The 26,580-nt window shown below is 69.5% G+C and carries 23 protein-coding genes and 1 pseudogene; 13 read left to right on the plus strand and 11 right to left on the minus strand.

Annotated features, from left to right (window positions below; genetic code table 11):
* Positions 1-168 precede the first annotated feature (168 nt).
* Positions 169-507 (plus strand): P-II family nitrogen regulator, encoded by a 339-nt coding sequence (locus AC6CH2_RS21580; protein ID WP_031371341.1) that lies wholly within the window; start codon positions 169-171, stop codon positions 505-507.
* A gap of 97 nt (positions 508-604) precedes the next feature.
* Here AC6CH2_RS21580 and AC6CH2_RS21585 read toward each other — a convergent pair whose 3' ends face one another.
* Positions 605-1,543, minus strand: a complete 939-nt coding sequence (locus tag AC6CH2_RS21585; RefSeq protein ID WP_498271012.1) for a LysR substrate-binding domain-containing protein — start codon at positions 1,541-1,543, stop codon at positions 605-607.
* A gap of 156 nt (positions 1,544-1,699) precedes the next feature.
* On the opposite strand from AC6CH2_RS21585, the gene AC6CH2_RS21590 reads away from it, so the two are divergent.
* Together AC6CH2_RS21590 and AC6CH2_RS21595 are read left to right on the plus strand one after the other, a co-directional pair.
* The gene (locus tag AC6CH2_RS21590) at positions 1,700-2,716 is read left to right on the plus strand and encodes a YeiH family protein (protein WP_498271032.1); all 1,017 of its coding nucleotides are present in this window, start codon (positions 1,700-1,702) and stop codon (positions 2,714-2,716) included.
* A 105-nt stretch (positions 2,717-2,821) separates the two neighbouring features.
* Entirely contained in the window at positions 2,822-3,355 is a 534-nt protein-coding gene (locus AC6CH2_RS21595; RefSeq protein WP_498271013.1) for a tetratricopeptide repeat protein, read from the plus strand.
* Between the two features lie 137 nt (positions 3,356-3,492).
* Here the strand turns inward: AC6CH2_RS21595 and speE are convergent, their stop codons facing one another.
* On the minus strand, positions 3,493-4,344 hold the full coding sequence (gene speE / locus AC6CH2_RS21600) for a polyamine aminopropyltransferase (RefSeq protein ID WP_498271014.1): 852 nt from the start codon (positions 4,342-4,344) through the stop codon (positions 3,493-3,495).
* Between the two features lie 307 nt (positions 4,345-4,651).
* Between speE and speA the strand changes: the two genes are divergently transcribed.
* The 3 genes from speA to AC6CH2_RS21615 all read left to right on the plus strand — a co-directional run bounded on the left by speA (position 4,652) and on the right by AC6CH2_RS21615 (position 7,957).
* Entirely contained in the window at positions 4,652-6,541 is a 1,890-nt protein-coding gene (speA, locus tag AC6CH2_RS21605; protein WP_498271015.1) for an arginine decarboxylase, read from the plus strand.
* A 3-nt stretch (positions 6,542-6,544) separates the two neighbouring features.
* Positions 6,545-6,802 carry a YciI family protein gene (locus AC6CH2_RS21610; protein ID WP_498271016.1) on the plus strand — a complete coding sequence of 86 codons (258 nt, stop codon included), beginning with the start codon at positions 6,545-6,547 and terminating at the stop codon, positions 6,800-6,802.
* A 195-nt stretch (positions 6,803-6,997) separates the two neighbouring features.
* A complete protein-coding gene (locus tag AC6CH2_RS21615; protein WP_498271017.1) occupies positions 6,998-7,957 on the plus strand; it encodes an NAD(P)-dependent oxidoreductase in 960 nt (319 codons plus the stop codon).
* Between the two features lie 156 nt (positions 7,958-8,113).
* Here AC6CH2_RS21615 and AC6CH2_RS21620 read toward each other — a convergent pair whose 3' ends face one another.
* From AC6CH2_RS21620 to radC, 4 genes are all read right to left on the minus strand, one after another.
* A complete protein-coding gene (locus AC6CH2_RS21620) occupies positions 8,114-8,527 on the minus strand; it encodes a hypothetical protein (protein WP_498271018.1) in 414 nt (137 codons plus the stop codon).
* A gap of 399 nt (positions 8,528-8,926) precedes the next feature.
* Positions 8,927-9,865 carry an SPOR domain-containing protein gene (locus AC6CH2_RS21625; RefSeq protein WP_498271019.1) on the minus strand — a complete coding sequence of 313 codons (939 nt, stop codon included), beginning with the start codon at positions 9,863-9,865 and terminating at the stop codon, positions 8,927-8,929.
* Complete coding sequence (gene argS, locus AC6CH2_RS21630; protein ID WP_498271020.1) at positions 9,866-11,554, minus strand: arginine--tRNA ligase; 1,689 nt, start codon at positions 11,552-11,554, stop codon at positions 9,866-9,868. It lies immediately after the preceding gene.
* Between the two features lie 322 nt (positions 11,555-11,876).
* Entirely contained in the window at positions 11,877-12,551 is a 675-nt protein-coding gene (gene radC, locus AC6CH2_RS21635; protein ID WP_435396895.1) for a RadC family protein, read from the minus strand.
* 171 nt (positions 12,552-12,722) lie between these two features.
* On the opposite strand from radC, the pseudogene coaBC reads away from it, so the two are divergent.
* The 3 genes and pseudogenes from coaBC to AC6CH2_RS21650 all read left to right on the plus strand — a co-directional run bounded on the left by coaBC (position 12,723) and on the right by AC6CH2_RS21650 (position 16,923).
* Positions 12,723-13,951 (plus strand): annotated as a pseudogene (gene coaBC / locus AC6CH2_RS21640) (bifunctional phosphopantothenoylcysteine decarboxylase/phosphopantothenate--cysteine ligase CoaBC).
* A gap of 49 nt (positions 13,952-14,000) precedes the next feature.
* Entirely contained in the window at positions 14,001-14,459 is a 459-nt protein-coding gene (gene dut, locus AC6CH2_RS21645) for a dUTP diphosphatase (protein WP_435396896.1), read from the plus strand.
* Between the two features lie 148 nt (positions 14,460-14,607).
* Positions 14,608-16,923, plus strand: coding sequence for a phosphomannomutase/phosphoglucomutase (locus AC6CH2_RS21650; protein WP_498271021.1), 2,316 nt, complete (start codon positions 14,608-14,610; stop codon positions 16,921-16,923).
* Between the two features lie 143 nt (positions 16,924-17,066).
* On the opposite strand, the gene AC6CH2_RS21655 is transcribed toward AC6CH2_RS21650, so the two are convergent.
* From AC6CH2_RS21655 to AC6CH2_RS21665, 3 genes are all read right to left on the minus strand, one after another.
* Positions 17,067-17,723 (minus strand): hypothetical protein, encoded by a 657-nt coding sequence (locus AC6CH2_RS21655; protein ID WP_498271022.1) that lies wholly within the window; start codon positions 17,721-17,723, stop codon positions 17,067-17,069.
* 143 nt (positions 17,724-17,866) lie between these two features.
* Positions 17,867-18,529, minus strand: a complete 663-nt coding sequence (pyrE, locus tag AC6CH2_RS21660; protein ID WP_498271023.1) for an orotate phosphoribosyltransferase — start codon at positions 18,527-18,529, stop codon at positions 17,867-17,869.
* Entirely contained in the window at positions 18,526-19,080 is a 555-nt protein-coding gene (locus AC6CH2_RS21665) for a GNAT family N-acetyltransferase (RefSeq protein ID WP_498271024.1), read from the minus strand. The genes pyrE and AC6CH2_RS21665 overlap by 4 nt, the downstream gene beginning before the upstream one ends.
* 55 nt (positions 19,081-19,135) lie before the next feature.
* Here AC6CH2_RS21665 and AC6CH2_RS21670 point away from each other — a divergent pair, with 55 nt between their 5' ends.
* The 3 genes from AC6CH2_RS21670 to AC6CH2_RS21680 all read left to right on the plus strand — a co-directional run bounded on the left by AC6CH2_RS21670 (position 19,136) and on the right by AC6CH2_RS21680 (position 21,737).
* The gene (locus tag AC6CH2_RS21670; RefSeq protein WP_498271025.1) at positions 19,136-19,909 is read left to right on the plus strand and encodes an exodeoxyribonuclease III; all 774 of its coding nucleotides are present in this window, start codon (positions 19,136-19,138) and stop codon (positions 19,907-19,909) included.
* Positions 19,899-21,290, plus strand: coding sequence for an AmpG family muropeptide MFS transporter (locus AC6CH2_RS21675; RefSeq protein WP_498271026.1), 1,392 nt, complete (start codon positions 19,899-19,901; stop codon positions 21,288-21,290). Before AC6CH2_RS21670 ends, AC6CH2_RS21675 begins: the two co-directional genes overlap by 11 nt.
* Positions 21,291-21,407: 117 nt before the next feature.
* Entirely contained in the window at positions 21,408-21,737 is a 330-nt protein-coding gene (locus AC6CH2_RS21680) for a hypothetical protein (RefSeq protein ID WP_435396903.1), read from the plus strand.
* A 27-nt stretch (positions 21,738-21,764) separates the two neighbouring features.
* On the opposite strand, the gene AC6CH2_RS21685 is transcribed toward AC6CH2_RS21680, so the two are convergent.
* On the minus strand, positions 21,765-22,943 hold the full coding sequence (locus AC6CH2_RS21685) for an anhydro-N-acetylmuramic acid kinase (protein WP_498271027.1): 1,179 nt from the start codon (positions 22,941-22,943) through the stop codon (positions 21,765-21,767).
* A gap of 438 nt (positions 22,944-23,381) precedes the next feature.
* Positions 23,382-24,836, minus strand: coding sequence for a peptidoglycan DD-metalloendopeptidase family protein (locus tag AC6CH2_RS21690; protein WP_498271028.1), 1,455 nt, complete (start codon positions 24,834-24,836; stop codon positions 23,382-23,384).
* Positions 24,837-25,026: 190 nt separating this feature from the next.
* On the opposite strand from AC6CH2_RS21690, the gene tyrS reads away from it, so the two are divergent.
* The gene (gene tyrS, locus AC6CH2_RS21695) at positions 25,027-26,265 is read left to right on the plus strand and encodes a tyrosine--tRNA ligase (protein ID WP_498271029.1); all 1,239 of its coding nucleotides are present in this window, start codon (positions 25,027-25,029) and stop codon (positions 26,263-26,265) included.
* Positions 26,266-26,580: the final 315 nt, after the last annotated feature.

Raw genomic sequence — 26,580 nt, forward strand, 5'->3', positions numbered from 1 at the left:
GTCACTACATCACGGCGCCGGCGAGGCCCGCAAGCGCTTTGTCCTCATCGTCCAACGCAGCGCGCGGAGACGGTGTGAACGCCGTCCGACGGGCGGCGTGACCCGCGTCGGACCTAGGTCGCGACGCCGTGGCACGTTATCCTTCGCCCGATTGCGAGGAGATCGACGATGAAGATGGTCATGGCGGTGATCAAGCCGTTCAAGCTCGACGACGTGCGCGAGGCGCTGGCCGAGGCCGGCGTGGCCGGGATCACCGCGACCGAGGTCAAGGGCTTCGGGCGCCAGAAGGGGCATACCGAGCTGTACCGCGGTGCCGAGTACGTGGTCGATTTCCTGCCCAAGATCAAGCTCGAAGTCGCGGTGACCGACGATCAGGTCGACACCGTGGTCGAGGCGATCATGAAGGCGGCCGGCACCGGCAAGATCGGCGACGGCAAGATCTTCGTCTGGGATCTCGAACGCGCGGTACGCATCCGCACCGGCGAAATGGACGGCGACGCGCTGTAAGCGCAGCCCGGCTGGGGCTGCCGGCGCGGCTGCGATGAGTCGCTGCGGCCATCGCCCGGCCGCGAGCGAGCCGACGATCGTTCAGGCTGAACGCCAGCTAGCGGCGTCGAACCGGCTTGCGCGCGTGCAATGCAGGGCCCGCGCCCCCGCCCTGATCGAGAAAAGCCTGCAGCGCCGGCGCGCGCGGGCGATTGACCAGTTCCAGGCGATACAGCGGGCGGGTCATCGACGCGTCTTCGTCGAGTTTGATCGTGCGCACCCGCCGCATGGTGATCAGGTCGGCGACCACGGTTTCCGGCAACAGGGCGATGCCGGCATCGGCGGCGACCGCGTGCGCGATCGCTTCGTTGCTGCCGATCTCGATCACCCGTGCCGGGGCGATGCCGCGCGCGGCGAACAGCGATTGCGCGACCTGGCGCGTGCCCGAGCCCTGTTCGCGCACCAGCCAGGTCTGGCGCGCGAGTTCGGCCAGGGACGGACGGCGCCTCGCGCCCAGGGGGCTGTCGGCGGCGGCGATCAGGCGTAAAGACTCGCTGCGCCATAGCGTGGACTGGATGCGCGCATCCCCGACCGCGCCTTCGACGAAACCGACGTCCACCCGGCAATCGACCACCGCGCGGCTGATTTGCTCGGTGTTGCCGACCACCAGTTCGACGGTCAGCCCGGCATGGCGGCGCACGAACGGGCCGAGGCTCTGCGGCAGCCAGTATGCCGCCACCGTGGTGCTGGCGCCGATGCGCAGGCTGCCCTGACGCAGCTCGACCCGGTCGCGCACGTCCTCGCTGGCGATGCGTTCCAGGGCGAAGATCGCCCGCGCATGTTCGGACACCGCGCGACCGTGATCGGTCAGCTGCACGCCGCGCACCGCCTTGGCGTCGGCGCCGCCGCGTTCGATCAGCGGCAGGTCGAGCTGGTGTTCGAGTTCGCGCACCGCTTTCGACACCGCCGACTGGCTGACGAACAAGGCCTCGGCCGCGCGCGAAAAGCTCTGCTGCTCGACCACGGTCAGGAACACGCGCAACAGGTGCAGGTTCATGGCATGAGCTCAGTTCATGGATACTTGAATTATATGTATTGGACTCCCCGGGCGCGCGGGCCTACCTTGGCGCCGCTTTCGACCTGCCGCTGCCTGGAGTTCCCCGCCGTGTCCGTGCTGAACCCGTCTTCGCCCGCCGCCTCCCCGCAACCGGGCCTGGTCCGCCCGCCGGGATTGTGGCCGGGGCTGGCGCTGGTGGCGGCGATCGCCGCAACGGCGATGGCGCTGGCCTCGCTGCCGGCCCTGCAGGCCTGGGGGCTGAGCGCGCTGACCTTGGCGATCGTGCTCGGCATCGCCGTCGGCAACAGCGTCTTCCCCACGCTCGCTTCCGCCGCCGGCAGCGGCGTGGACTTCAGCAAGGGCAGCCTGTTGCGGCTCGGCATCGTCCTGTACGGCTTCCGGGTGACCTTCCAGGAGATCGCCGGGGTCGGCGTGGCCGGCCTGGCGATCGATGTGGTCGTGGTCGCCGGCGTGTTCGGCCTGGCGACCTGGCTGGGCACGCGTTGGCTCAAGCTCGACCGCGAGACCTCGATGCTGATCGGCGCCGGCAGCGCGATCTGCGGCGCCGCCGCGGTGATGGCGGCCGAGCCGGTGGTGCGCGCACAGGCGCACAAGGTGTCGGTCGCGGTCGCCACCGTGGTGGTGTTCGGCACTCTCGGCATGTTCGTCTACCCGATGCTTTACCCCTGCCTGGGGCTCAGCGAACACGCCTACGGCGTCTATGCCGGCTCGACCATCCACGAAGTCGCCCAGGTGGTCGTCGCCGGCCGCGCGGTCGGCGAATCGGCGGCCTCGGCGGCGGTGATCGAGAAAATGCTGCGGGTGATGCTGCTGGCGCCGTTCCTGTTGCTGCTGTCCTCGCGCATCCGCGCCGCGCCGGGCGCGGCGAAGTCGAAGATCGTGGTGCCCTGGTTCGCGCTGTGGTTCGTCGCGGTCAGCGGTTTCAACTCGCTGCACCTGTTGCCGGAGCCGTGGAAGGCCGCGATCGTGCAGGTCGACACCGTGCTGCTGGCGATGGCGATGGCCGCGTTGGGCTTGCGTACGCACGTAGGCGCGATCCGCCAAGCCGGCCCGAAACCGATGCTGCTCGCCGCGGTGCTGTTCGCCGTGCTGACCGTCGGCGGCTACGGTTTGAATGTCGGCATGGCGAAGTTGTTCGGCGTGGCGGCCTGACGGCCGGATCGGCCCGCCTGCGGTACGCCGAAAGCATTCTCAGCGCAGAAGCGGAGGCCTGCCGCCAGCTGATATGGTTCGGTTTCCAACAGGGGGAAGCGTTGCATGAAGGCACACATAATGACGGCGATGGCCGTGGTTCTTTTCGGCTGTGGCATCGGCGCGAGCCAGGCGGCGAAGAAGTCGCAGCCCACGGCCGCGACGTACCGCCAGAAGGCGCCGGAAGCGGCGGCCAAGGCGCTGCTGGAGTTCGCGTTGGTGCAGGCCGGCAAGAACGGTAGCTGGGAGCGGATCGGCGCGGGCCGGGTGTATTACCTCGGCGGTCTGAAGCCGCAGGGGCAGTCGGTGTTCGATGCGATTCTCTCGGGCAAGCACGAGGACAGCGATGTGTATCGCATCGCGCGCGTGTATGCGGAAGCCGGCGAGTGGGCGAAGGCGAAGCCGCTGTTCGACCGCTTCATCGCCAGCAACCACGACGACGCCAAGGCGCATGCCGAGGTCGGGGCGCACTATCTATTGCAGGGCGACCGCGCGACCGCGGAGCGGATGTTCGATCGGGCGTTCGAACTGGAGGACGACAACCCCTGGATCACCGAGTACGTCGCCGGCGCCTATCTCGGGGTGAGGCCGCAGGAGTAAAGCGTCGCCGATCCGCGAAGGGCGGTTGGCCGCCGAGCGCGACACGAAGCGGATTGCATGCATAAAAAAGCCCCGCGCGAGCGGGGCTTTTCTTTTCTCGACCGACGCCAGGCGCGGGTCGACGCGCCGCGCGGGCCTTACTCGCCCAGGGCCTCGGCCACGAAGGCCGGGGTCGACAGCGCGCCGCGGTGGATGCCGGCATTGTAGTACTTGCTGGCGAAGGTCTTGGCCTGGGCGTCGGCTTCGCGGAATTCGAAATCCCCGCCCTTGCGCGCCAGGGTGCAGCTCCACCAGCCGGTCGGGTAGCACGGCTGCGGGAAGGGCAGGGTCTTGAAGGTCTTGAAGCCCGCCTTGCCCATTTCGGTGCGCATTTCCTTGATCAGCTCGATCAGCATCAGCGGCGATTCGGATTGCTGGACCAGGATGCCGTCCTCGCGCAGGGCGCGGAAGCAGCTGTCGTAGAAGGCCTTGTTGAACAAGCCTTCGGCCGGGCCGACCGGGTCGGTGGAGTCGACGATGATCAGGTCGACGCTGTCGGGCGCGCGGTTGGCCATGTAGGCGATGCCGTCGTCGAACAGCAGTTGCGCGCGCGGGTCGTCGTTGCGGTCGCACAGTTCCGGGAACCACTTTTCGGCCATGCGGGTGACCTGCTCGTCGATGTCGCACTGCACGGCCTCGGTCACGCCGTCGTGCTTGAGCACTTCGCGCAGGGTGCCGCAGTCGCCGCCGCCGATGATGACCACGTTCTTCGGCGCGCGATGGGTGAACAGCGCCGGGTGCGACATCATCTCGTGGTACAGGAAGTTGTCGCGCGTGGTCAGCATCACCGCGCCGTCGATCAACATCAGGTTGCCCCAGTCGGTCGTCTCGAAGATCTCGATCTTCTGGAACGGCGACTGGACCTCATCGAGCTTGCGGGTGACGCGGTAGCCGATGGACGAGCCGGTCGGCTCGAAGTTTTCGTAATGCCACGTCGGTTCGGTAGTCATGCCGTTGCTTCCTGGTAAAGGCCGTGCGGATTGGGCGTGCTGCGTGGGGCGGCGTCGGGCGCCGCTGCCGCGGGATCGCTGGATCGGGCCGGCGCGGGCGCGCCTGGCCGGCAGCGGGTTTCGGGGCCTGGCTTTTCGGGGCCGGGGGCGCGGATTGTAGCGGACCCATATGAAACGGACTGTATGAACGCAGGTCGCGATCGCCCGGGGTTTGCCGATCCGGCCCGGCGCCGGCGCCGGCCCCCGGTCCCCAGCGGGGATGCGGCCTGTAGAATGCGTGTTCCCCACACTGTCCGGTAACACGCCGATGTCCGACTGGTCGCTCGATCAGGCCCGCAAGACCTACTCGATCCCCCACTGGTCCGAAGGATATTTCGACATCGATGCGGCCGGCCGGATCGCGGTGAGCCCGCGCGGCGAGCGCGGCCCGACCGTGGCGCTGCCCGAGGTGGTCGATGCCGCCCGGGCGGCCGGCGCCAAGCTGCCCATGCTGGTGCGCTTCCCGGACATCCTCGGCGACCGCCTCGGCAAGCTGCAGAGCGCGTTCGCCCAGGCGATGCGCGACTGGGACTACGCCGGCGGCTACACCGCGGTGTATCCGATCAAGGTCAACCAGCACCAGGGCGTGGCCGGCACGCTGGCCTCGCACGCCGGCGAAGGTTTCGGCCTGGAAGCGGGCAGCAAGCCCGAGCTGATGGCGGTGCTGGCGCTGAGCCGGCCCGGCGGCCTGATCGTCTGCAACGGCTACAAGGATCGCGAGTACATCCGCCTGGCCCTGATCGGCCGCAAGCTCGGCATGGAGACCTACATCGTCGTCGAGAAGCCCTCCGAGCTGCAGGTGGTGTTCGAGGAAGCCAAGGCGCTCGGGGTGAAGCCGGGCCTCGGCGTGCGCATGCGGCTGGCCTCGCTCGGCGCCGGCAAATGGCAGAACAGCGGCGGCGACAAGGCCAAGTTCGGCCTCAGTCCTCGCCAGGTGCTGGACCTGTGGAAGCAGTTGCGCGACAACGGCCTGCAGGATTGCCTGGGCCTGCTGCATTTCCACATGGGCTCGCAGATCTCCAACGTGCGCGATATCGCCAACGGCATGCGCGAGGCGACCCGCTATTTCGTCGAACTGTCCAAGCTCGGCGCCAACGTGCGCTACATGGACGTCGGCGGCGGCCTCGGCATCGACTACGAAGGCACCCGTTCGCGCAGCTATTGCTCGATCAACTATGGCGTCAACCAGTACGCCTCGAACATCATCCAGCCGCTCGCCGAGGCCTGCCAGGAATACGGCCTGACCCCGCCGCGCCTGGTCACCGAATGCGGCCGCGCGATGACCGCGCACCACGCGGTGCTGGTCGCCAACGTCTCGGAGATCGAGGAGGCGCCGGAAGGCCGCGTGCCGCCGGCCCACGACGACGAGCCGGCGGTGATCCGTCACTTGCGCGAGATCCATGGCGAGCTCGACCAGCGCCCGGCGGTGGAGCTGTTCCACGAGGCTCAGCACCACCACGGCGAGGGCCTGTCGCTGTATGCGCTCGGCCAGATCGACCTGACTCATCGCGCGCGCATCGACGATCTGTTCTATGCGATCGCGCATGCGGTGCGCGCGCGCCTGGACGGCAGCGAGAAGAGCCATCGCGACTTGCTCGACGAATTGAACGAACGCCTGGTCGACAAGTATTTCGTCAATTTCAGCGTGTTCGAGTCGATGCCGGACGTGTGGGCGATCGACCAGGTGTTCCCGATCGCGCCGATCGAGCGCCTGAACGAAGTGCCGGACCGGCGCGGCGTGATCGCCGATTTGACCTGCGACTCGGACGGCAAGATCGACACCTACGTCGAGAACGAAGGGCTGGACACCTCCCTGCCGCTGCACGCCCTGAGGCCGGGCGAAAGCTATCGCCTCGGCTTTTTCCTGGTCGGCGCCTACCAGGAAATCCTCGGCGACATCCATAACCTGTTCGGCGACACCGACGCGGTCGAAGTGCGCGTGGACGGCGACGGCTACCGCCTCGCCCAGCAGCGCCGCGGCGACACCACCGACGTCATGCTCGACTACGTCGGCTACAAGCTGGCCGACTTGCGCGAGGCGTATCGCAGCAAGGTCGCCGCGGCCAATCTGCCGGCCGAGGAGGCGCGCCGTCTCGACGCGGCGCTGGAAACCGGCCTGACCGGCTACACCTATCTCGACGACGCACCGCTGGCCTGAACGATGACGACGAATCGCTATCTGGTCATGGCCATGCGTCTGCCGCAATTCGATACGGCGCAGATCGGGCCGCACCGGGATTTCCTCGACGAATTGCGCGGGCAAGGCCGGCTGGAACTGGCCGGCGGCTTCGGCGACAAGAGCGGCGGCGCTTACGTGCTGCGCGCATCGGACCTCGACGAGGCCCGGGTGATGGCGTTCCGCGACCCGCTGCACCTGAGCGGCTCATCGCGGATCGAGGTCTACGAATGGCAGGTCTGAGCCCGGCCTGAGCGCGCGGGTCGGGCGGCGCAGGCCGGGTTCACTGCGCGCGGCTTGGCGCGTTCAGGCAGCAGGGGACCTCGGAGACCCAGACTGGGACGCATCGACGTCGCCCGGCCACGCCGGTCGCACGACGGGCGGGCGGGATCGCGGTATTGTCCCCAGCCGATCGGGCGGTACGCCGACGGCGGCACCATGGTTTTTTTGCAATATCAGCGCCCGAACGGGCAGAAGGTCGAAATGAAAGCAGGGGTGATTGGTCTGGGAGCCATGGGCGCGCCGATGGCGCGTTACGTGCATAGCAAGGGCGTGCTGACCGCGGTCGGCAACCGGACGCAGGCCAAGGCCGATGCGCTGGCCTCGGAGCTGGACGTACGCGCCGCCCGCTCGGCGGCCAATTTCGCCGATTGCGATCTGGTCGTGCTGTGCGTATCGCTCGACGCCGACGTGCTGGAGAACGTCGCGGCCCTGGCCGAAGTGCTCAAGCCCGGCGCGATCGTGGTCGACCATTCCACGGTGTCGGTCGAAACCGCGCGCCGCGCCGCCGCCTTGTTGGCGGTGCACGACATCGGCTTCCTCGATGCACCGGTGTCCGGCGGCGTCGAGGGCGCGCGCAACGGCAAGCTGTCGATCATGGTCGGCGGCGACGAAGCCCAGCTCGAACGCGTGCGCGACGTGATCGACGCTTATGCCGCGCGCATCACCCACATGGGCGCGACCGGCGCCGGCCAGGCGACCAAGGCCATCAACCAGATCCTGGTCGCCGGCATCAATGAGGCAGTCTGCGAAGGCCTGGCGCTCGGCGAGAAGCTCGGCCTGGATCCGGAACGTCTGCTGCCGACCCTGATGGCCGGTGCGGCCAGCAACTGGTTCCTCGACAAGCGCGGCGCGACCATGCTGCGCGACGAGTTCGCGCCCGGCTTCAAGTGCCTGCACATGCTCAAGGACCTGCGCATCGTCCAGGGCATCGCCCGCGACAGCGGCATCCGCACCCAGACCATCGACCAGGCCGTAGCCGATTACGCCGAGCTGATCGAACGCGGTTACGGCGAGTCGGACACCTCGGCGCTGATCGCGCTCAAGCGCGTGCGGCCGGTGGCGGCGGTCGGAGCCTCGGACCCGGCGCCGGACAGCGCGGCCAGCCTCGAAGCCTGAGCGCGAGCCCGGGTTTCAGCGAACCGAAAGCCCGCACGCGACCGCGTGCGGGTTTTTTTGTTGCCTCGCAGATGCGGACGTTGCGTCGCGGCGATGCTCGCGCGGTGCGAGTCCTGCCTGCGAGCGCGCGACGCGAGGGCTGAACGCAGGCGCCGCTCAGCGCGCGGCCGGCCGGTCGCGCCGTTGCGCGATTCGCTCGCCGAGGATCGCGCCGGCGAAAGCGGCGACGACGGTCAGGACGATGGCGGCCGCGTTGTAGCGCAGCGCGCCGGCCAGCGAGCGCATCGGCAGCGGGCTGTCGGGCAGGGCCATCGAGACGACCGTCCACAGGGTCAGCACCCACATCGCCACCATCAGCAGCAGGGCGATCCAGCGGAAATGCGCGTGGCGCGCGATCGCGCCGCCGATGCCCATGGCGATCAGGGCTCCGAACACGTCGAGCAGCGGAATCGCGCCGGCGCCGGTCTCGATCGTCTGGCTGGCGTCCAGGCCGAGGAACTTGATGAAAATGCCGAACAACAACAGCACGCCTGCCGCACTCAGGCAGCCCAGAAGAATGCGCTTGTCCATCCGATCCCCAACGACTACGTAGCGGCCGCAGTCTACTTCGGCGCCGTCGCGACGCAGGGTGACCGGCGTCGCGCTGTGGCCGGGCGCGCTGCCGGAAGGTGGCGCTGCGCCGACGCGCGGTGACGCGGTACGGCAGTTTTTGCCGGCGGTTCGCGCCTGGTGACGGCAGACGCGGCGGACGCATCCATTGCGGTTGCAGCCGCGCACGGCTGCGAGCGCCGGTTGGAATCGCGCGTAGTCCGGCCGGCCACCGACTGCGCGAGCACGCGCACGGCTTGCGTGCGCGATCGACCCTGGCGGCAGAGGCCGAGTCCCATCGATCCTGTCGAATGAAACCGGCCAATAAAAAGGCCGGGCTTGCGGCCCGGCCGTTTCGCATGTCGCCGCGGCGACGCAGGCTTACTGCACCTTGATCGCCATGCCGGGCAGTCCGCCGTCGGCGAGCTTGCGCTTGGCATCGGCCAGGTCGCTGGCGGTGCCGTAGGGCCCCATGCGCACGCGGTAAACGGTCTTGCCGCTGATCTGCGCCGATTCGACCCGCGCGCCGAGGCCGAGCATCGCGATCTTGGCCTTCATCTCCTCGGCCTGTCCCGAAGCCTGGAAGGCGCCGGCCTGGAGCAGGTAGCGGGTGTTGTCGTTGAGAGCGGCGACCGGCTTGGCGTTGCCCTGGGTCGCGGCAACGGCCGGCGGCTTGGGCGTGACCGAGCTGCTCGGCGGAGGCGTCGCGCTGGCGACCTGGACCGGCGGCGCGGCCGGACGGGTCGGCTCGGCCGCGATGGTGTCGACCGGCCTGGGCAGGCTGACGGCGGTCGCGGTGCCGGTCGAGGCGGAGGCCGGTGCCCGGGGCGGCGGCGCGGTCTGCGCCGCGGTCGCGGCCTGCACCGGCTGCGGCTGGGTCGCGGCGGTCTGCGCATTGCGGCGCTGCTGGGCGGCGCGGCGCTGCTCCTCGGCGGCCTCGGTCGCGGCGAGCTCGGCGTCGCTCATCTCGACTTCCTTGCCCGGCAGCAGGGTATAGAAGTCGTAGTCGGGGCCTTCCTTGTCGGCCTTGTCGTTCTTGCCGGCCCGGTCGTCGGCCGGGTCGGCGTTGCGCGCCGGCTTGGCCGTCGCGCCGCTGTCTTCCGAGGCGACCGGTTCCTCGTCGGCGGCGACCACGGCCGGCTGGGCGTCGGGGTTCGGCTGCGGACGGAAGAAGCCGTCGCCGTCGGACTTGAAGTACTTGGGCGCGACCAGGATCAACACGACACCCAGCAGCAGCCCGATCACGCCCCAGGCCCAGCCCGGCAGGCTGTCGTTGCCCTGGTTGCGCTTGGCCTGAGATTTTCCGCGTCGTGCTGCCACTTACATCACCTCCGGGGCGTTCACCCCAAGCAATTCGAGACCGTTCGCGAGCACCTGGCGCGTCGCCGCGGCCAGCACCAGGCGCGCATGGCGCTGGGCGTCGTCGTCGACCAGGAACTGATGGTCGTTGTAATACGTCTGGAAGGTCTGCGCCAACTCGAGCAGATAACCGGCGATCTGGTGCGGTTCCAGGTCGCGGCCGGCGACCGCGACCACGTCCGGATAACGCAGCAGGGTCACGATCAACTCGTGCGCGGCGGCGTCGTTCAGGTCCAGCGGCTGGGCCAGGCCGTGCGCGGCGTCGTAGGACAGGCCGCGCTCGGCGAGCTGGCGCATCAGGCCGCACATGCGCGCGTGCGAAACCTGCACGTAGTAGACCGGGTTGTCCATCGACTGCGAACGCGCCAGGTCGATGTCGAAGGTCAGCTGCGAATCGGGCTTGCGCGCGATCAGGAACCAGCGCACCGCGTCGCGGCCGGCTTCGTCGATCAGGTCGCGCAGGGTCAGGTAACTGCCGGCGCGCTTGGAGAGCTTCACTTCCTCGCCGCCGCGCATCACCGTGACCATCTGGTGCAGCACGTACTCGGGCCAGCCCTGCGGGATGCCGACGTCGAGCGCCTGCAGGCCGGCGCGCACGCGCGCCAGCGAGCCGTGGTGGTCGGCGCCGAGTTCGGTGATCGCGCGTTCGTAACCGCGCTGCCACTTGCTCAGGTGATACGCGACATCGGGCACGAAGTAGGTGTAGCTGCCGTCGGATTTGCGCATCACGCGGTCCTTGTCGTCGCCGAAATCGGTCGACCGCAGCCACAGGGCGCCGCCTTCTTCGTAGGTATGGCCGTGGGCGATCAGCTCGCGCACGGTTTCCTCGACTTTCTGCTGCTCGTACAGCGAGCTTTCCAGGAAGTACACGTCGAAGCCGACGCCGTAGGCGGCCAGGTCGGCGTTCTGCTCGCGGCGCAGGTAGGCCACGGCGAAGCGGCGGATCGCGTCGAGATCGTCGACATCGCCGGCGCCGGTGATGCGCTGGCCGTCGACTTCGACGGTGGCGCCGTCGAGATAGGCGCGGGCGACGTCGGCGATGTAGTCGCCGCGGTAGCCGTCCTCGGGCCAGCCGGCGTCGTCGGGCGTGCGGCCTTGCGCGCGCGCCTGCACCGAGATCGCCAGGTTGTTGATCTGCACGCCGGCGTCGTTGTAGTAGAACTCGCGCGCGACGTTCCAGCCGTTGGCGTCGAGCACGCGCGCGATGCAGTCGCCGATCACCGCGGCGCGGCCGTGGCCGACGTGCAGCGGGCCGGTCGGGTTGGCCGAGACGTATTCGACGCCGGCGCGGCGGCCGCCGCCGCTGGCGTTGCGGCCGTACAGCGCGCCCTGCGCCAACGCCTCACCGAGCTGGCGGCGCCAGGCGGCCTCGTCGACGTGGAAGTTGATGAAGCCCGGGCCGGCGATCTCGACCCGGCCGAGGTCGGCGCTGGCGGGCAGGGCATCGATCAGCTTCTGCGCGATCTCGCGCGGATTGCTGCGCGCCGGCTTGGCCAGCAGCATCGCGGCATTGGTCGAGAAGTCGCCCTGGGCGCGGGTCTTGGGACGCTCGATGACGAAATCGGGCGTGGACAGGTCGGCCGGCACGGTGCCGGCGGCGCGCAATGCGTCGATGGCCTGCGCGACGAGCGCATGGAGGGTGGCTTTCACAGGGGCTGCGCTTTCGCTAGGCGGTACGGAACCGCGCATTTTACTAGCTTCCGGGGCCGCCCGGGCGGCGGGAGCGGGACGGGATTAGGAGTGAGCGGGGAGGCGTGAGGAGTGAGCGGAGCGGGCCGTCCGTCGGGTCGGGTCGGGTCGGGTCGGAGCCAGTGGCCTTTACCTGTTCCCCGTTCCTTCAGCGGGGCGGTGGCAGCAGTGAGTGCGGAGGAGTGAGCGGGGCGTCCCGGGCGGGTCGGGTCGGTGCCAGCGGCCTGTACTCGTTCCTCACTCCTCCTTACTCGCTCCTCGCTCCAGGCTCCAGGCTCCAGGCTCAAACCCAGCCGCGCGCGGCCATCGAAATCGGCAGGCCGTCGCCGATCACGAAATGGTCGAGCAGGCGGATATCGACCAGGGACAGGGAATCCTTCAGGCGGGCGGTGACCGCGCGGTCGGCGTGGCTGGGCTCGGCGTTGCCGCTGGGGTGGTTGTGGCCGACGATCACCGCCGCGGCATTGCGCTGCAGGGCGCGCCGGACCACTTCGCGCGGATGCACCTCGGCGCCGTTGATGGTGCCCTGGAACATTTCCTCGAAGCCGATTACGCGGTGGCGCGCATCGAGGAACATCACCGCGAACACCTCATGCTGCAGGCCGCGCAGGCGCTGGGCGAAGTAGCGCCCGGCCGACTCCGGATCGGTCAGGGCGGTGCCGCGGTCGAGTTCGGCGCGCAGGCAGCGCGTGGCCAGTTCCAGCGCGGCCTTGAGGGCGCAGGCGCGGGCGGTGCCGATGCCGCGCATGCCGACCAGCCGGGCCGGGGGCTGGTCGAGCAGCTCGCGCAGGGGGCCGTGCTCGGTCAGCAGCGCGCGGGCGGTGCCGACCGCATCCTGGCCGCGCAGGCCCGAGCCCAGGAAGATCGCCAACAGCTCGGCATCCGACAGCGAGCCGCTGCCATGGGCGAGCAATTTTTCGCGCGGGCGTTCCGCGCTCGGCCATTCGTGGATTCTCATGGCCGCATCCTGCGCGGCGCCGGGCCGGTGGCGGCATCGGGGGCATGCGGGGCATCGGGTAAGCTAGACCGCCGAGAGGATGTAGGGATTCGCCGACGCGACGCTGGTCGCGGCCGCATCGCCCATCGTCTCCGAACCTGCATCGAGAACCGAACGAGCTCCGGCCCGCCCATGGCGCAAGACAATCCCCTGCCGCTGCACGACCAGCGCATCCTGCTTTGCGTGTGCGGCGGCATCGCCGCCTACAAGGCGGCCGACCTGGTCCGGCGCCTGCAAGACGCCGGCGCCCAGGTGCGCGTGGCCATGACCGAAAACGCCACCCGCTTCGTCGGCGCGGCGACCTTCCAGGCCCTGTCCGGGCACCCGGTGCGCAGCTCGCTGTGGGACGAGGCGGCCGAACTGGCGATGGGCCATATCGAACTGGCGCGCTGGGCGCAGCGGATCCTGATCGCGCCGGCCACCGCCGACATGATCGCCAAGCTCGCCCACGGCTTCGCCGACGACCTCATCAGCACCCTGTGCCTGGCGTCGCAGGCGCCGGTCGCGATCGCCCCGGCGATGAACCACCGCATGTGGGGCCATCCGGCCACCCAGGCCAACGTCGCCACCCTGCGCGGGCGCGGCGTGGCGTTCTTCGGCCCGGGCGAGGGCCGCATGGCCGAGCCCGAATCGGGCCCGGGCCGCCTGCTCGAACCTCAGGAGCTGGTCGCCGCCCTCGCCGGGGCCGGCTCCGGAGCCGGCGCATGAGCGGCGCCAGCCTCGCCGGCCGGCGCCTGGTCGTCAGCGCCGGCCCGACCTTCGAAGACATCGATCCGGTTCGCTTCATCGGCAACCGCAGCAGCGGCAAGATGGGCTTCGCGATCGCCGAGGCGGCGGCGCGGCGCGGCGCCCGGGTGGTGCTGGTCGCCGGCCCGGTCGCGCTGGCGACCCCGGCCGGGGTCGAGCGGGTCGACGTGCGTTCGGCCCGGCAGATGCGCGAGGCGGTGATCGGCGCGTTGCCGGCCGACGCCTACATCGGCGCCGCCGCCGTGGCCGACTACGCGCCGGCGCAGGTCGCGTCCGGCAAGATCAAGAAGAAGGACGAACAGCTCACCCTGGAGCTGGTGCGCACCCCCGACATCCTGGCCGAGGTCGCCGCGCACCCGCAGCGCCCGACCCTGGTGGTCGGCTTCGCCGCCGAGACCCACGACGTCGAGTTCTACGCCCGCGGCAAGCTGGAGAAGAAGCGGGTCGACCTGATCGCGGCCAATCGCGTCGGCGTGGCCGGCAGCGGGTTCGAGAGCGACGACAATGCGCTCACCGTGTACTGGCGCGACGGCGCCCGCGCGCTGGGGCCGGCGCCGAAGACCCAGCTCGCCGACGAACTGCTCGACCTGATCCTGGCGCGCTGGCCGGCCTGAGCCGCGCGCGCCGCGCGGCGGCGCCCTTTCTGTCCGGACCTGCGAACCGATGAACCACACGCTCGAACTCAAGATCCTCGATGCCCGCCACGGCCAGGAATGGCCGTTGCCGAGCTATGCGACCCCGGCCAGCGCCGGCCTCGACCTGCGCGCGGCGCTGGACGAGCCGCTGGTGCTGCACCCGGGCGACACCGCGCTGGTGCCGTCGGGCCTGGCCATCCACCTGGGCGACCCGACCCTGTGCGCGGTGATCCTGCCGCGCTCCGGGCTCGGCCATAAGCACGGCATCGTGCTCGGCAACGGCACCGGCCTGATCGACGCCGACTACCAGGGCCCGCTGCTGATCAGCGTGTGGAACCGGGGCCGCGAGGCTTTTACGATGCAGCCGGGGGATCGGATCGCCCAACTGGTGGTCCTGCCGATCGTGCGGGCCAGCCTGCAGGTGGTCGATGAGTTCGAAAGCAGCGCGCGCGGGGGCGGCGGATTCGGCCATACCGGGGTGCGCTGAGCGGCAGTGCGGGTGCCATGGCACACATCGTGCTAGACAACCACGGGAGCGATCGCGCCACGAGGCGCAGTCGACGGAATGATCCGCGGCCCCGGTGCAGACTGGGGTATCGCCCGCGCAAGGCACAGACAGGGGAAAGGTTCTGGCAATGGTCGATGTGAAATTGGAAAAGCCGCAGCTCTCGCTGGCGCAAATCAAGCCGGTGTTGCTGCCGGCCGCGTTCGTCTGCCTGCTGCTGACCCTGTGGTTCGGCTGGAGCGGCGTCCAGCAGCACCTGGACGCCTCGCGCCGGGCCGACCTGATCACCGCGCGCGACAAGGCGATCAGCGTCGCCCACGACGCCCTCGGCATCGAGCAAAAGCGCCTGCGCGAGCGCATGGCGGCGCCGGAGATGCAGGCTGCGCTGCAGGCCGGCGACCTGCAGCGCGCCGCAACCCTGCTGACCCAGAGCTGGCCGGGCGCGAAGGCCGGTGCGGTCCTGCCGCCCGACCTGGCCGGCGACTACGCGCAGCTGCCGAAGAGCGGCTACGGCCGGCTCGCGGCGATGGAAGCGGCGATCGTCGCCGACAAGCCGATGGCGGCGATCGTGCGCGACGGCGGCAAGCCGGTGCTGGCCCTGGCCGCCCCGGCGCGCGCCGGCGAGCAACTGGTCGGGGTGGCCTATCTGCAACTGCCCCTGCAGCGCATCAGCGACGGCATCGAAAAGGCCGACGTCGACGGCAGCAGCTACCTGGCCCTGCGCCAGGGCGGCTTCAGCGTGATCGAACGCGGCGACACCGCGCTCGGCAACGGCGCCGAGGCGATGGCCGCCAAGATCCCGGGCAGCGACCTGCGCATGGCCGCGGCGGTGCCGGACGTGCCCGGCGGCCCGCTGGGGCTCGGCGCACTGAGCTGCTTCATCGCCGCGGTGGTGTTCGGCCTGCTGGCGTTCGTGCTGATGCGTCTGCGTCAACGTGCCTACCGCACGGTACCGGTCGAGGACGAAGGCCCGGTTCAGACTTTGGCTGAGACCATGTCGGTCTCTCCACTCGAAGCGACCGATGCCAACGTGACCGATAGCCAGAACTCCGCCGCGCCCAAGGCCGTGGCCATCGACGGCGGAATCTTCCGCGCCTACGACATCCGCGGCGTGATCGGCCAGACCCTGGACCCCGGCGTCGCCCAGATGATCGGCCACGCCATCGGCTCGGTGATGCACGACCAGGGCCTGACCGAAATCGTGGTCGGCCGCGACGGCCGCCTGTCCGGCCCGGCGATGATCGAGGGCTTGATCGCCGGCCTGCGCAAGGCCGGCCGCAACGTCGTCGACATCGGCCTGGCGCCGACTCCGCTGGTGTATTTCGGCGCCTACCACCTGCGTGCGGGCTCCTGCGTCTCGGTCACCGGCAGCCACAACCCGCCGGACTACAACGGCTTCAAGGTCGTGGTCGGCGGCGAGACCCTGTCGGGCACGGCGATCACCGACCTGTACCAGCGCATCGTCGGCGGCCGCCTGCACACCGCGGCCGAGCCCGGCACCCTGTCGCAGCGCGACATCTCGGAGGACTATGTCCAGCGCATCGCCTCCGACATTCAGATCGACCGCCCGCTCAAGGTGGTGGTCGATGCCGGCAACGGCGTCGCCGGCGACGTCGGCCCGCGTGTGCTCGCGGCGATCGGCGCCGAGGTCACGCCGTTGTACTGCGAGATCGACGGCGAGTTCCCGAACCATCACCCGGACCCGAGCGAGCCGCACAACCTGGTCGACCTGATCAAGATGGTCGAGCGCCTCAACGCCGATCTCGGCATCGCCTTCGACGGCGACGGCGACCGCCTCGGCGTGGTCACCCGCGACGGCCAGAACATCTTCCCGGACCGCCTGCTGATGCTGTTCGCGGCCGACGTGCTCGAACGCAACCCGGGCGCGATGATCATCTACGACGTCAAGTGCACCGGCCGCCTGCCGGGCCACATCCTGCGCCACGGCGGCAGCCCGCTGATGTGGAAGACCGGCCATTCGCTGATCAAGGCCAAGATGCGCGAGACCGACGCCGAGCTGGCCGGCGAGATGAGCGGCCACTTCTTCTTCAAGGAGCGCTGGTACGGTTTCGACGACGGCATCTATTCGGCGGCGCGCCTGCTCGAGATCCTGTCGGCGCAGCCGCAGAGCCCGACCGACACCCTCAACGCGCTGCCCAGCGGCGTCGCCACCGCCGAGATCAAGGTCGACGCGCCCAACGGCGACCCGCACAGCTTCGTCGAGCGGTTCGTCGCCGAGGCCTCGTTCGAGGGCGCGCGGTTGTCGACCATCGACGGGCTGCGGGTGGACTTCGCCGACGGCTGGGGCCTGGTGCGCGCGTCCAACACCACGCCGATCCTGGTCATGCGGTTCGACGCCGACAACCACGAGGCGCTGGTGCGCATCCAGGACGCGTTCCGCGCCCAGCTGCTGGCGTTGAAGCCGGACCTGAAGCTGCCGTTCTGAGCATCGAAGCGGTGCCGGTCCGCCGGCATCGCAGCGACAGCGCACACGAAAACGTCGCGGCTTGCCGCGGCGTTTTCGTTGCTGGAACCGGTCGCTCGCCGGCGTGGCCGGCCGCGACCCCGGTGCGGCCGCATCGGTAGCGCTCAGCCCTGATTGGGCCGGCGCGCCTTCATCGTGTGATAGCGCTGCAGGGCGGCGGCGAGGTCCTCGTCGGCCACGCTGCGCTCGAGCAACTGCTGCTTGAGCATCTCCTGCTGATGCATCAGCTCTCCGTGCTGGTGGCGGATGTTGTCGGCCAGGGTCTTGCTGACCGGCTTGGCGCCGAGCTCGGCTTCGCCGGCGCGGCGCAGCAGGTTCAACAAGGTCTGGCGGCGGCCGTCGATGCCGAGCCGCGAGGCCTTGACCGTCTCGTCGAGCAGGATGATCCGCTCCTGGAACGAGTCGCGCAGTTCCTGCTCGGTCGCGTAGGACTCGGCCATCGCGTGGTCGCGGCGCTTGCGCGCCTCCTCGGCCATGGCGGCGCTGCGGGCCGCGCGCGCGGCCTGTTCGGCCAGGACCCGCTCTTCCGCGGTCAGGGCGCGCTCGACCCGGCCGGTGGGCAAGCCGCTGCGGGCGCTGATCTCGGTGCGCGCGCTGTCGACGGCATGCGCGGGCAGGGCGTCCCCGCAGACCTTCTGGCCGCCTTCGTTCCAGCAGTACAGTTTTTTGCTGGTCTGCTTGTCCTTGGACTGGGCGGCGGCCAGCGGCGCAGCGAGCGCCAGCAGCAGCGCGCTGGCCAGCAGGGTGTGGAGTCGGTTCATATCGCCCTCGTGCCGTCGAACGGTCGGCCAATCGGCAAAGAACCAAGCAAGAGTCGGGCCATGTCGGTCTCCTCTTCCGTGCCTGCGATCACAGTGCGGGCGTCGCGAACGCCCGCTCCGCCTGCCGCGCGCTCGCCGCTCGATCAGGCCTGCGCGCTGCGACCGTAGGCGCTGCGGTAGGCGAGCAGGCGTTCGCGTTGCGAGGCGAACTCTGCGCTCTCGCCGGTGAAGGCCAGGAGGTCGTCGAGGGTGGCGATCGCGACCACCGGCAGAGCGTGTTCGATTGCGACAGTTTCTGCCGCCGAGCGTCGGGATTGTGCGGGGTCCACGGCTTCCTGGCGGTCGAGCGCGATGACGATGCCGGCGACGCTGCCGCCGGCCTGCGCGATCAGGCCCAGCGCCTCGCGGATCGCGGTGCCGGCGGTGATCACGTCGTCGACGATCAGCACGCGGCGGCCCGCCAACGGCGCGCCGATCAGCATGCCGCCCTCGCCGTGGGCCTTGGCCTCCTTGCGGTTGAACGCCAGCGGCAGGTCGCGGCCGCGGCGCGCGTACTCGCAGCCGAGCGCGGTCGCCAGCGGGATGCCCTTGTAGGCCGGGCCGAACAGCAGGTCGAACTCCAGGCCCGCGGCCTGGATCGCATCGGCATAGCAGCTCGCCAGCCCGGCCAGCGCCGCGCCCGAGTCGAACCGGCCGGCATTGAAGAAATACGGGCTGGTCCGGCCCGACTTCAGGGTGAATTCGCCGAAGCGCAGGGCATCGGCATTCAGGGCGAGCTGGAGGAAGCGATGGCGATGGTCGGTCATGGTGGGGTCGGGTCGGGGGAAGAAGGAATCAGGCGCATCAGCATCAGGTGCTGCGGGCCGGCGCTGCCGCCGTGGAACAGTTCGCCGGTGTCGACGAAGCCGGCCTTGAGGTAGGCGCGGATCGCCGGCCGGTTGCGCAGGTTGACGGTCAGCGCGAGCACGCGGCGCTGCGGGTGGCGCAGGCGCAGGTCGTCGCGGCAGGCGGCGATGGCGCGGGTGCCGTAGCCGCGGCCTTGCTCGGCGCGATCGATCATGTAGGCGCGCAGGCCCACCCCCGGCTCGCCGAGCGAGCGCCCGGCGATCGCCTGGACGCTGAAATCGAGCCGGTAGAAGCCGACCACGCGGTCGCCGGCGAGGATCGCCATCGCCTCGCTGTTCGGGTCGCGCCAGGTGTCGGCCAGGTTGAAGGCGGTATCGCCGACGAAGGCCTGCTGCTCGGGCGCGACCTCCAACGCCCGCACCGAGGGCGCCAGCGCCGCGTCCACCGGCCGCACGCGCACGGCGGCCGCGCAATCGCTGAAAACGGAGGTCGCCACGGTCATGGCCGACATGATACCCGTGCCCGGCCGTTGCTATGATCGTGCGCACTTCGGATGTGGAGCGCGCATGCGCATCATCAGCTTCAACGCCAACGGTCTGCGCTCGGCCACGACCAAGGGCTTCTTCGAGTGGTTCAAGACCCAGAACGCCGACGTGCTCTGCGTCCAGGAAACCAAGGCTCAGGAACATCAGCTGGCCGGGCCGGCCTTCCTGCCCGAGGGCTATCGCGCCTACTTCCGCGACGCCACCACCAAGAAGGGCTACAGCGGCGTGGCGATCTACAGCCGGCGCGAGCCCGACGAGGTCCGCACCGCGCTGGGCTGGGCGCCGTTCGACGAGGAAGGCCGCTACATCGAGGCGCGCTTCGGCAACCTCAGCGTAGTCTCGTTCTACATCCCGTCCGGTTCCTCCGGCGAACTGCGCCAGGGTTTCAAGTTCGAGGTCATGGAGTGGCTCAAGCCCATTCTCGACCAGTGGCTGGCGAGCGGCCGCGACTACGTCCTGTGCGGCGACTGGAACATCGTCCGCTCGCGTCAGGACATCAAGAACTGGACCTCCAACCAGAAGAATTCCGGCTGCCTGCCGCCCGAGCGCGACTGGCTCAACGGCGTGTGCGCGGACGAGAGCGGCTGGGTCGACGCCTACCGCAGCTTGAACGCCGACGGCCAGGACTACACCTGGTGGAGCAACCGCGGCGCGGCGCGCGCCAACGACGTGGGCTGGCGCATCGATTACCAGTTCGCCACCCCGAGCCTGCGCGAGCGGCTGCGCGGCTGTTCGATCCTGAAGGAGCCGCGTTTCTCCGACCACGCGCCCTTCAGCGTGGACTATGACCTCTGAGACCGCCCCGCCCGCCCGGCCCGCGCGCTCGGGCTGGCGGCAGGTGCTGAGCAACCTGCGCGAACCCAAACTGCTGGTGATGTTGCTGCTCGGGTTCAGCTCGGGCATCCCGATCTACCTGGTCGGCAACACCCTCGGCTTCTGGATGCGCGAGAACGCGATCGAGTTGTCGACGATCGGCTTTCTGTCCTGGGTCGGGCTGGCGTATTCGCTGAAGTTCCTGTGGGCGCCGCTGGTCGACAAGCTCGACGCGCCCCTGGTCGGCCGCTGGCTGGGCCGCCGGCGAGGCTGGATGCTGCTGTCGCAACTGGTCGCCGCCGCCGCGCTGATCGGCATGGCTCTGGTCGAGCCACGGCAGGGTCAGCTGATCCTGGCGGGTGTCGTCCTCGACCAGCTGCTGGTGTTCGGCGGGTTGGCCCTGGTGGTCGCGTTCGCGTCCTCGACCCAGGACATCGTGGTCGACGCCTGGCGCATCGAAAGCGCCGACAGCCCGGAGCAGCAGGGGCTGCTGACCTCGACCTCCACCCTGGGCTACCGCGGCGCGTTGTTGGTCACCGACTCGCTGATCCTGATCCTCGCCGCGCACGCCGGCTGGGCCTTGTCCTACCAGGCGATGGCCGCGCTGATGGGCGTGGGCGTGCTGGCGACGTTGTTGGCGCGCGAGCCGGCCGCGAGCCTGCTCGCCGCGGCCAGGCCCCACCCGGCCTTGTTCACCCCGCGCGGCCTGGCCGACGCGGTAGTCGGTCCGTTCATCGCCTTCTTCCGCCAGCACGGCCAATGGGCCCTGCTGATGCTGCTCGCGATCAGCCTGTTCCGGCTGCCGGATTTCCTGCTCGGACCGATGGCCAATCCGTTCTATGCCGACCTCGGCATGGACAAGGAAACCGTCGGCGCGGTGCGCGGCTCGTTCGGCCTGGTCGCGACCATCGCCGGGGTCGCCGCGGCCGGCCTGAGCGCGGTCCGCTTCGGCTTCGTCCCGACCCTGATCGCCGGCGCGATCCTCGGCCCGGGCTCGAACCTCGCCTTCGCCTACCTGGCCCTGCACGGCAGCGACACCGGCGTGTTCACCGCGGCGATGGTGATCGACAACTTCTGCAACGGGTACTCCGGGGTGGCCCTGGTCGGCTACATGTCCAGCCTGACCAACCTGGGCTATACCGCCACCCAGTACGCCCTGCTCAGTTCGTTCTACGCCTTGCTCGGCAAGGTGCTGAAAGGCCTGTCGGGCGTGGCGGTCGAGCAGTTGGCGGTCGGCCGCACCCTGCTGGAAGCCTATTCGCTGTTCTTCGTCGGCACCGCCCTGGTCGGCATCCCGGCCTTGTTGCTGTGCATCCTGCTGGCGGTGCGCAAACCGCCGACGGTGGTGCAGCCGGCCGCGTGAGCGGAGGCCCTTGCGTCCGGCGGCGAGCGCCGGCCGTCGGTGCAGTCGAGTTCCTGAACGCGAATCCAGCAACTTCGTGTTGCTATCGGTACCGCAACGGTGGCACTTTGCTCGCCTGTGGCCGACATCATCCTGCACAACCTGGACGCCATCCTGGCCGACCGCATTCGCCGGGTCGCGGAGACGCGCGGCTGGAGTCTGCAGCGCACCGCGCTGCACCTCATCGAGAGCGGTTTGTTCGCGGTCGAGGCCGAAATGGTCGGTCGCTTCAGCGACCACGACGCCTCGGCGCTGCAGGAAGCGATCGCGGCTCTGGAGCACATCCCCAGCGATCCGGGCTTCTCCCTGATCGGCCGCGCCGAACCGGCGCCGCCGAAGCCGGCCGGGCCCGATTTCAGCGGCCTGGAACTGCTGGAAGAATTCCGCACCAACACCGACCCGGCCTGAGGCCGGCGGCGCGCCGAGGCCCGCGGGCTAGGCGGCCGGATGCAGCGTGCCGAGCACGCGCGGCCCGCGCGCGCCGGTGACGCTGGGCAGGTTGCCCGGCAACCCGCTCACGGTCTGCCGCGCCAGCCAGGCGAAACCCATCGCCTCGACGAAGTCCGGGTCCAGCCCGTAGGGCAGGGTCGATTCGACTGCGACCCCAGGCAGGTGCGCGCCGATCCGATCGAGCAGGGCGCGATTGCGCACGCCGCCGCCGCAGGCCAGGACCCGCTTGGTGGCCGGTTGCTGCGCGCGCAGCGCCTGGGCGGTGGTGATCGCGCTGAGTTCGAGCAGGGTCGCCTGTACGTCCTGCGGTTCCTCCGTGCCGCTCAGGCGCGCCTCGACCCAGGCCAGGTGGAACTGCTCGCGCCCGGTGCTCTTCGGCGGCGGCAGCGCGAACCAGGGCTCGTCGAGCAGGCGCGCCAGCAGGCCGGCGTCGACCGTGCCGCGCGCGGCGAAGGCGCCGTCGGCGTCGAACGGCGTGCCCAGGTGGCGCAGCGCCCAGGCGTCCATCAGGCAATTGGCCGGCCCGGTGTCGAAACCGCGCACGTCGCCGCGTGCCGGCAACAAGGTGAAGTTGGCGATGCCGCCGAGGTTGAGCGCGGCGCGGTCCTCGTCCCCGGAATGCAACAGGGCGGCATGGAAGGCCGGCATCAGCGGCGCGCCGTGGCCGCCGGCGGCGACGTCGCGGCGGCGGAAGTCGGCCACGGTGGCGATGCCGCTGCGTTCGGCGATCACCGCGCCGTCGCCGATCTGCCAGGTGAACGGATGGCGGCCGTCGAACGCAGCGCCGGCCGGGCGATGGCGCACGGTCTGGCCGTGCGAACCGATCGCCGCGACCTCGGCCGCCGGTACGCCGGCCTCGCCGATCAGGCTCAGCGCGGCCCCGGCGAAAGCCTCGGCGACTTGCACGTCGAGCGTGCCGAGTTCCTCCAGCGAACGCGCGTCGCCGCCCTCGCCGAGTGCGACCAGGCGATCGCGCAGCGCGTCCTGCCAGGGGTAGGTGCGGCCGAGCACGAGCTCGCAGCGGGTGGGCGCGGCGCCGGCTTCGAAGCGCACCAAGGCGGCGTCGATGCCATCGGCGCTGGTACCGGAGATCAGTCCAAGATAAAGGCCTGAAACAGGCGTAGCGGTGCGAGTGAAAGCAGGGACCGAAGAATTCTCAACCACGACGAAAGTTCCTAAGGCCTGAAACAGGCGTAGCGGCGCGAGTGAAAGCAGGGATCGCGGCGGAGGTTGCAGCGGGGACTGCGACGCCAGCAGCCCCGGGGACCGAAGAATTCTCAACCACGACGAAAGTTCCTAAGGCCTGAAACAGGCGTAGCGGCGCGAGTGAAGGCAGGGACCGCGGCGGAGGTTGCAGCGGGGACTGCGACGCCAGCAGCCCCCGGGACCGAAGAATTCTCAACCACGACGAAAGTCCCTGAGACGTGAAAAGGGCAGAGCGACAGCGATGGCAGTGGAGACCGAACGGAGACCGAATTCTCGACCACGACGACCTTCCAGCAGCGGTAGCGCCCCACGGTAACCTGTCCCATCGCCGCATGGCACGACGACGCCCAAAAAGCAGAAAGGCCTCCGAAGAGGCCTTTCGCTCGCCGCGGCCGGTCAGGCCTTGGTGACTTTCTTCTTCGTGCCGGGCCTGGCCGGAGCCGCAGTCGGTGCCGGGCCGGCATCGGCGTAGATGATGTTCTCGACCTGGCGGATCCGCGCCAGGGCCACGCCGGTCTGGGTGCGGAACTGGGCCAGCGCCGCGCCGCTGAGCGGTTCCGGCGGCGGCATCGTCACCGACAAGGGATTGCGGTGCACGCCGTTGATGCGGAATTCGTAATGCAGGTGCGGGCCGGTCGCCAGGCCGGAGCTGCCGACGTAGCCGATCACCGTGCCCTGGGCGACGCGCTGGCCCGGGCGGATCCGGCCGAAGTTCGACATGTGCCCGTACAGCGTGGTGTAGCCGCGGCCGTGGTCGAGGATCACCGCGCGGCCGTAGCCGCCCTTCCAGCCGACGAACTGCACGCGCGCATCGCCCGCGGCCATGATCGGCGTGCCGGTGCCCGCGCCGTAGTCGACGCCGGTGTGCATGCGGATGCGGCCCAGCACCGGGTGACGGCGCGAACCGAAGCCCGAGGTCAGGCGTGCGTACGGGATCGGCATGCGGATGAAGCTCTTCTTCAGCGGGCGGCCGTCGCCGGTGAAGTACTCGGGCTTGCCGCCGCGCTCGAAGCGGAAGCCGGTGTGCAGGCGGCCTTCGCTGGTGAAGGTCGCCGCGAGCACCGGGCCGGTGCCGATCAGCTCGCCTTCGCGCCAGGTCTGCTCGACCACCACGCTGAAGCGGTCCTCGGCGCCGACGTCCTCGTTGAAGTCGATGTCGTACTTGAAGATGTCGTCGGTCAGGGTGTTGATGTTGGCCGGCGTCAGCCCGACCTTGCGCGCCGAGCGGAACAGCGACTTGCCGACCTTGCCGCTGAGGACCACGGTGCGGCGCTCGGTGGGACGGGCGATGATCTTCTGGATGATCTTGTCGCCGGCGAGGCTCAGCTCGACGCGGTGGCTGTCGTCGCGGTCGTAGCGGAAGGTGCGCAGGCTGCCGTTGACCGGCATGTCGAAGCCGAGCTCGGTCCCCGGCTTCATGCGCTTCAGGGCTTCCTTGGCGCCGGGCTGCTCGAGGATCTTGTGCATCGTCGAGGCCGGGATGTCGAGGTCCTCGAACACCGAGCTCAGGGTCTCGCCGCGGTTGATCCGCACCAACTGCCAGCTGTCGCCGTGTTCGCCGCGGACGCGGGCGATCGGCAAAGGCGGCAGGGCCAGCGCCAAGGACTGGCGCGGCTCGTGCATGCGCACCGAAGCGGTCGACTGGCTGAAGCCCGGCACGATGGCCGCGACCATCATGCCCAGGGTCGCGAACAGCGCGGCCTGCACCCACTGCCGGCCCGACCAGCGGCCGTTGAATCCATCGGAAAGATGACGCGCCAGCACGGGGCGGCGCAACGCGGCTTCACGCAGGGCTTTCAGTCGTTCGCGACGTTGCGCGCTCACACTGGAAGCCTGCTCGGGTACTGTCATGGATGAATCCCTCGTCTGAGGTGTGAAGGCCGCGTAGCGGCGTTACCATAGTCACACGAGTAGTACGCGTCAAACCCTTGAGCTGAATGGGGTTTTTCTCTCCAGCCGGCCCAGTTTCGTTTAACCCCCAATTAACTTGAATCCGTGACCGCGTTCGCATTGCGGGCGCGGCCGCCTAGCGAGTCCCCACGTGTCCTCATCCGTAAAAGAAGCCCTCGACCTGATCGCCCGCGGCGCCGACGAAATCCTCAAGCGCGAGGAGCTCGAAGCCCGCCTGACCGCATCGATGCAGGCCGGCGGCCGCCCGCTGCGCATCAAGGCCGGGTTCGACCCGACCGCGCCCGACCTGCACATCGGCCATACCGTCCTGCTCAACAAGATGCGGCAGTTCCAGGACCTGGGCCATCAGGTGATCTTCCTGATCGGCGACTTCACCGGGATGATCGGCGATCCGACCGGCAAGAACGTCACCCGCAAGCCGCTGACCCGCGAGGACGTGCTCGCCAATGCCCAGACTTACGCCGACCAGGTGTTCAAGGTGCTGGACAAGGAGCGCACCGAGGTCCGCTTCAATTCCGAGTGGTTCGGCCGGATGAGCTCGGCCGACATGATCAAGCTCGCCGCCCAGCACACGGTCGCGCGCATGCTCGAGCGCGACGACTTCGCCAAGCGCTACGCGGCCCAGCAGCCGATCGCGATCCACGAATTCCTGTATCCCCTGGTCCAGGGCTACGACTCGGTGGCGCTGCAGTGCGACGTCGAGCTCGGCGGCACCGACCAGAAATTCAATCTGTTGATGGGCCGCGGCCTGCAGGAGCACCACGGCCAGCCGGCCCAGATCGTCCTGACCATGCCGCTGCTGGAGGGGCTGGACGGCGTCAACAAGATGTCCAAGTCGCTCGGCAACTACATCGGCATCGACGAGCCGGCGATCGACATCGTCACCAAGACGATGAAGATCGACGACGTGCTGATGTGGCGCTGGATCGACCTGTTGAGCTTCGAGATCGGCATCGCCGAGGCGGCGCGGCTCAAGGAGGAGATCGCCGCCGGCCAGCTCAACCCGCGCGACCTCAAGATGCGCCTGGCGCGCGAACTGGCGGCGCGTTTCCACGGAGCGCAGGCCGCCGAGCAGGCCATGGCCGGCTGGAACGCGGCGGTGCGCGGGGAGGGCGATGTCGCCTCCCTGCCGCTCACCGACGTCGGCGTGCCGGCCGAGGGGCTGCGCATCGCCGCCCTGTTGGTGGCGGCCGGGCTGATGCCGAGCAATGCCGAGGGCAACCGCAAGCTCAAGGAGCGTGCGGTCAGGGTCGACGGCCAGGTCGTGGAAGACCCTCAGCAGGTGTTTACCCCCGGTTTCGAAGGCGTGCTGGCGGTGGGCAAGCGCAATTTCGCCCGGGTCCGTCTGGTGGAGCAGGGGGAGAAGTGAGATAGAGGAGTGAGGAGCGAGTGGAAGCCCCATTCACTTCTCACTTCTCGTTACTCAATTCTCGCCCTCGTTCCTCGCCGCTACGCCCGCCCCATAAGGCTTTTCGGCCGTGGCACGAAAATCCCTGTTCATTTTTCCCGAAATCGCTTCCCAAGCCCTGTTCATGTATGCATAATGCGCGGCCCCGCTGAGCGGATGCATCGAACGGCGGGGGCGCGCAGAAGCGGCGGTTTGGACAGGTGTTGACGGTCTGAAACATTGCTGTAAGATGCGCGGCCCGCCGACCGGTTCGTAAGGTTGTCGGGGCGCGGAAAG

It is taken from the genome of Lysobacter sp. GQ73 (assembly GCF_059758755.1).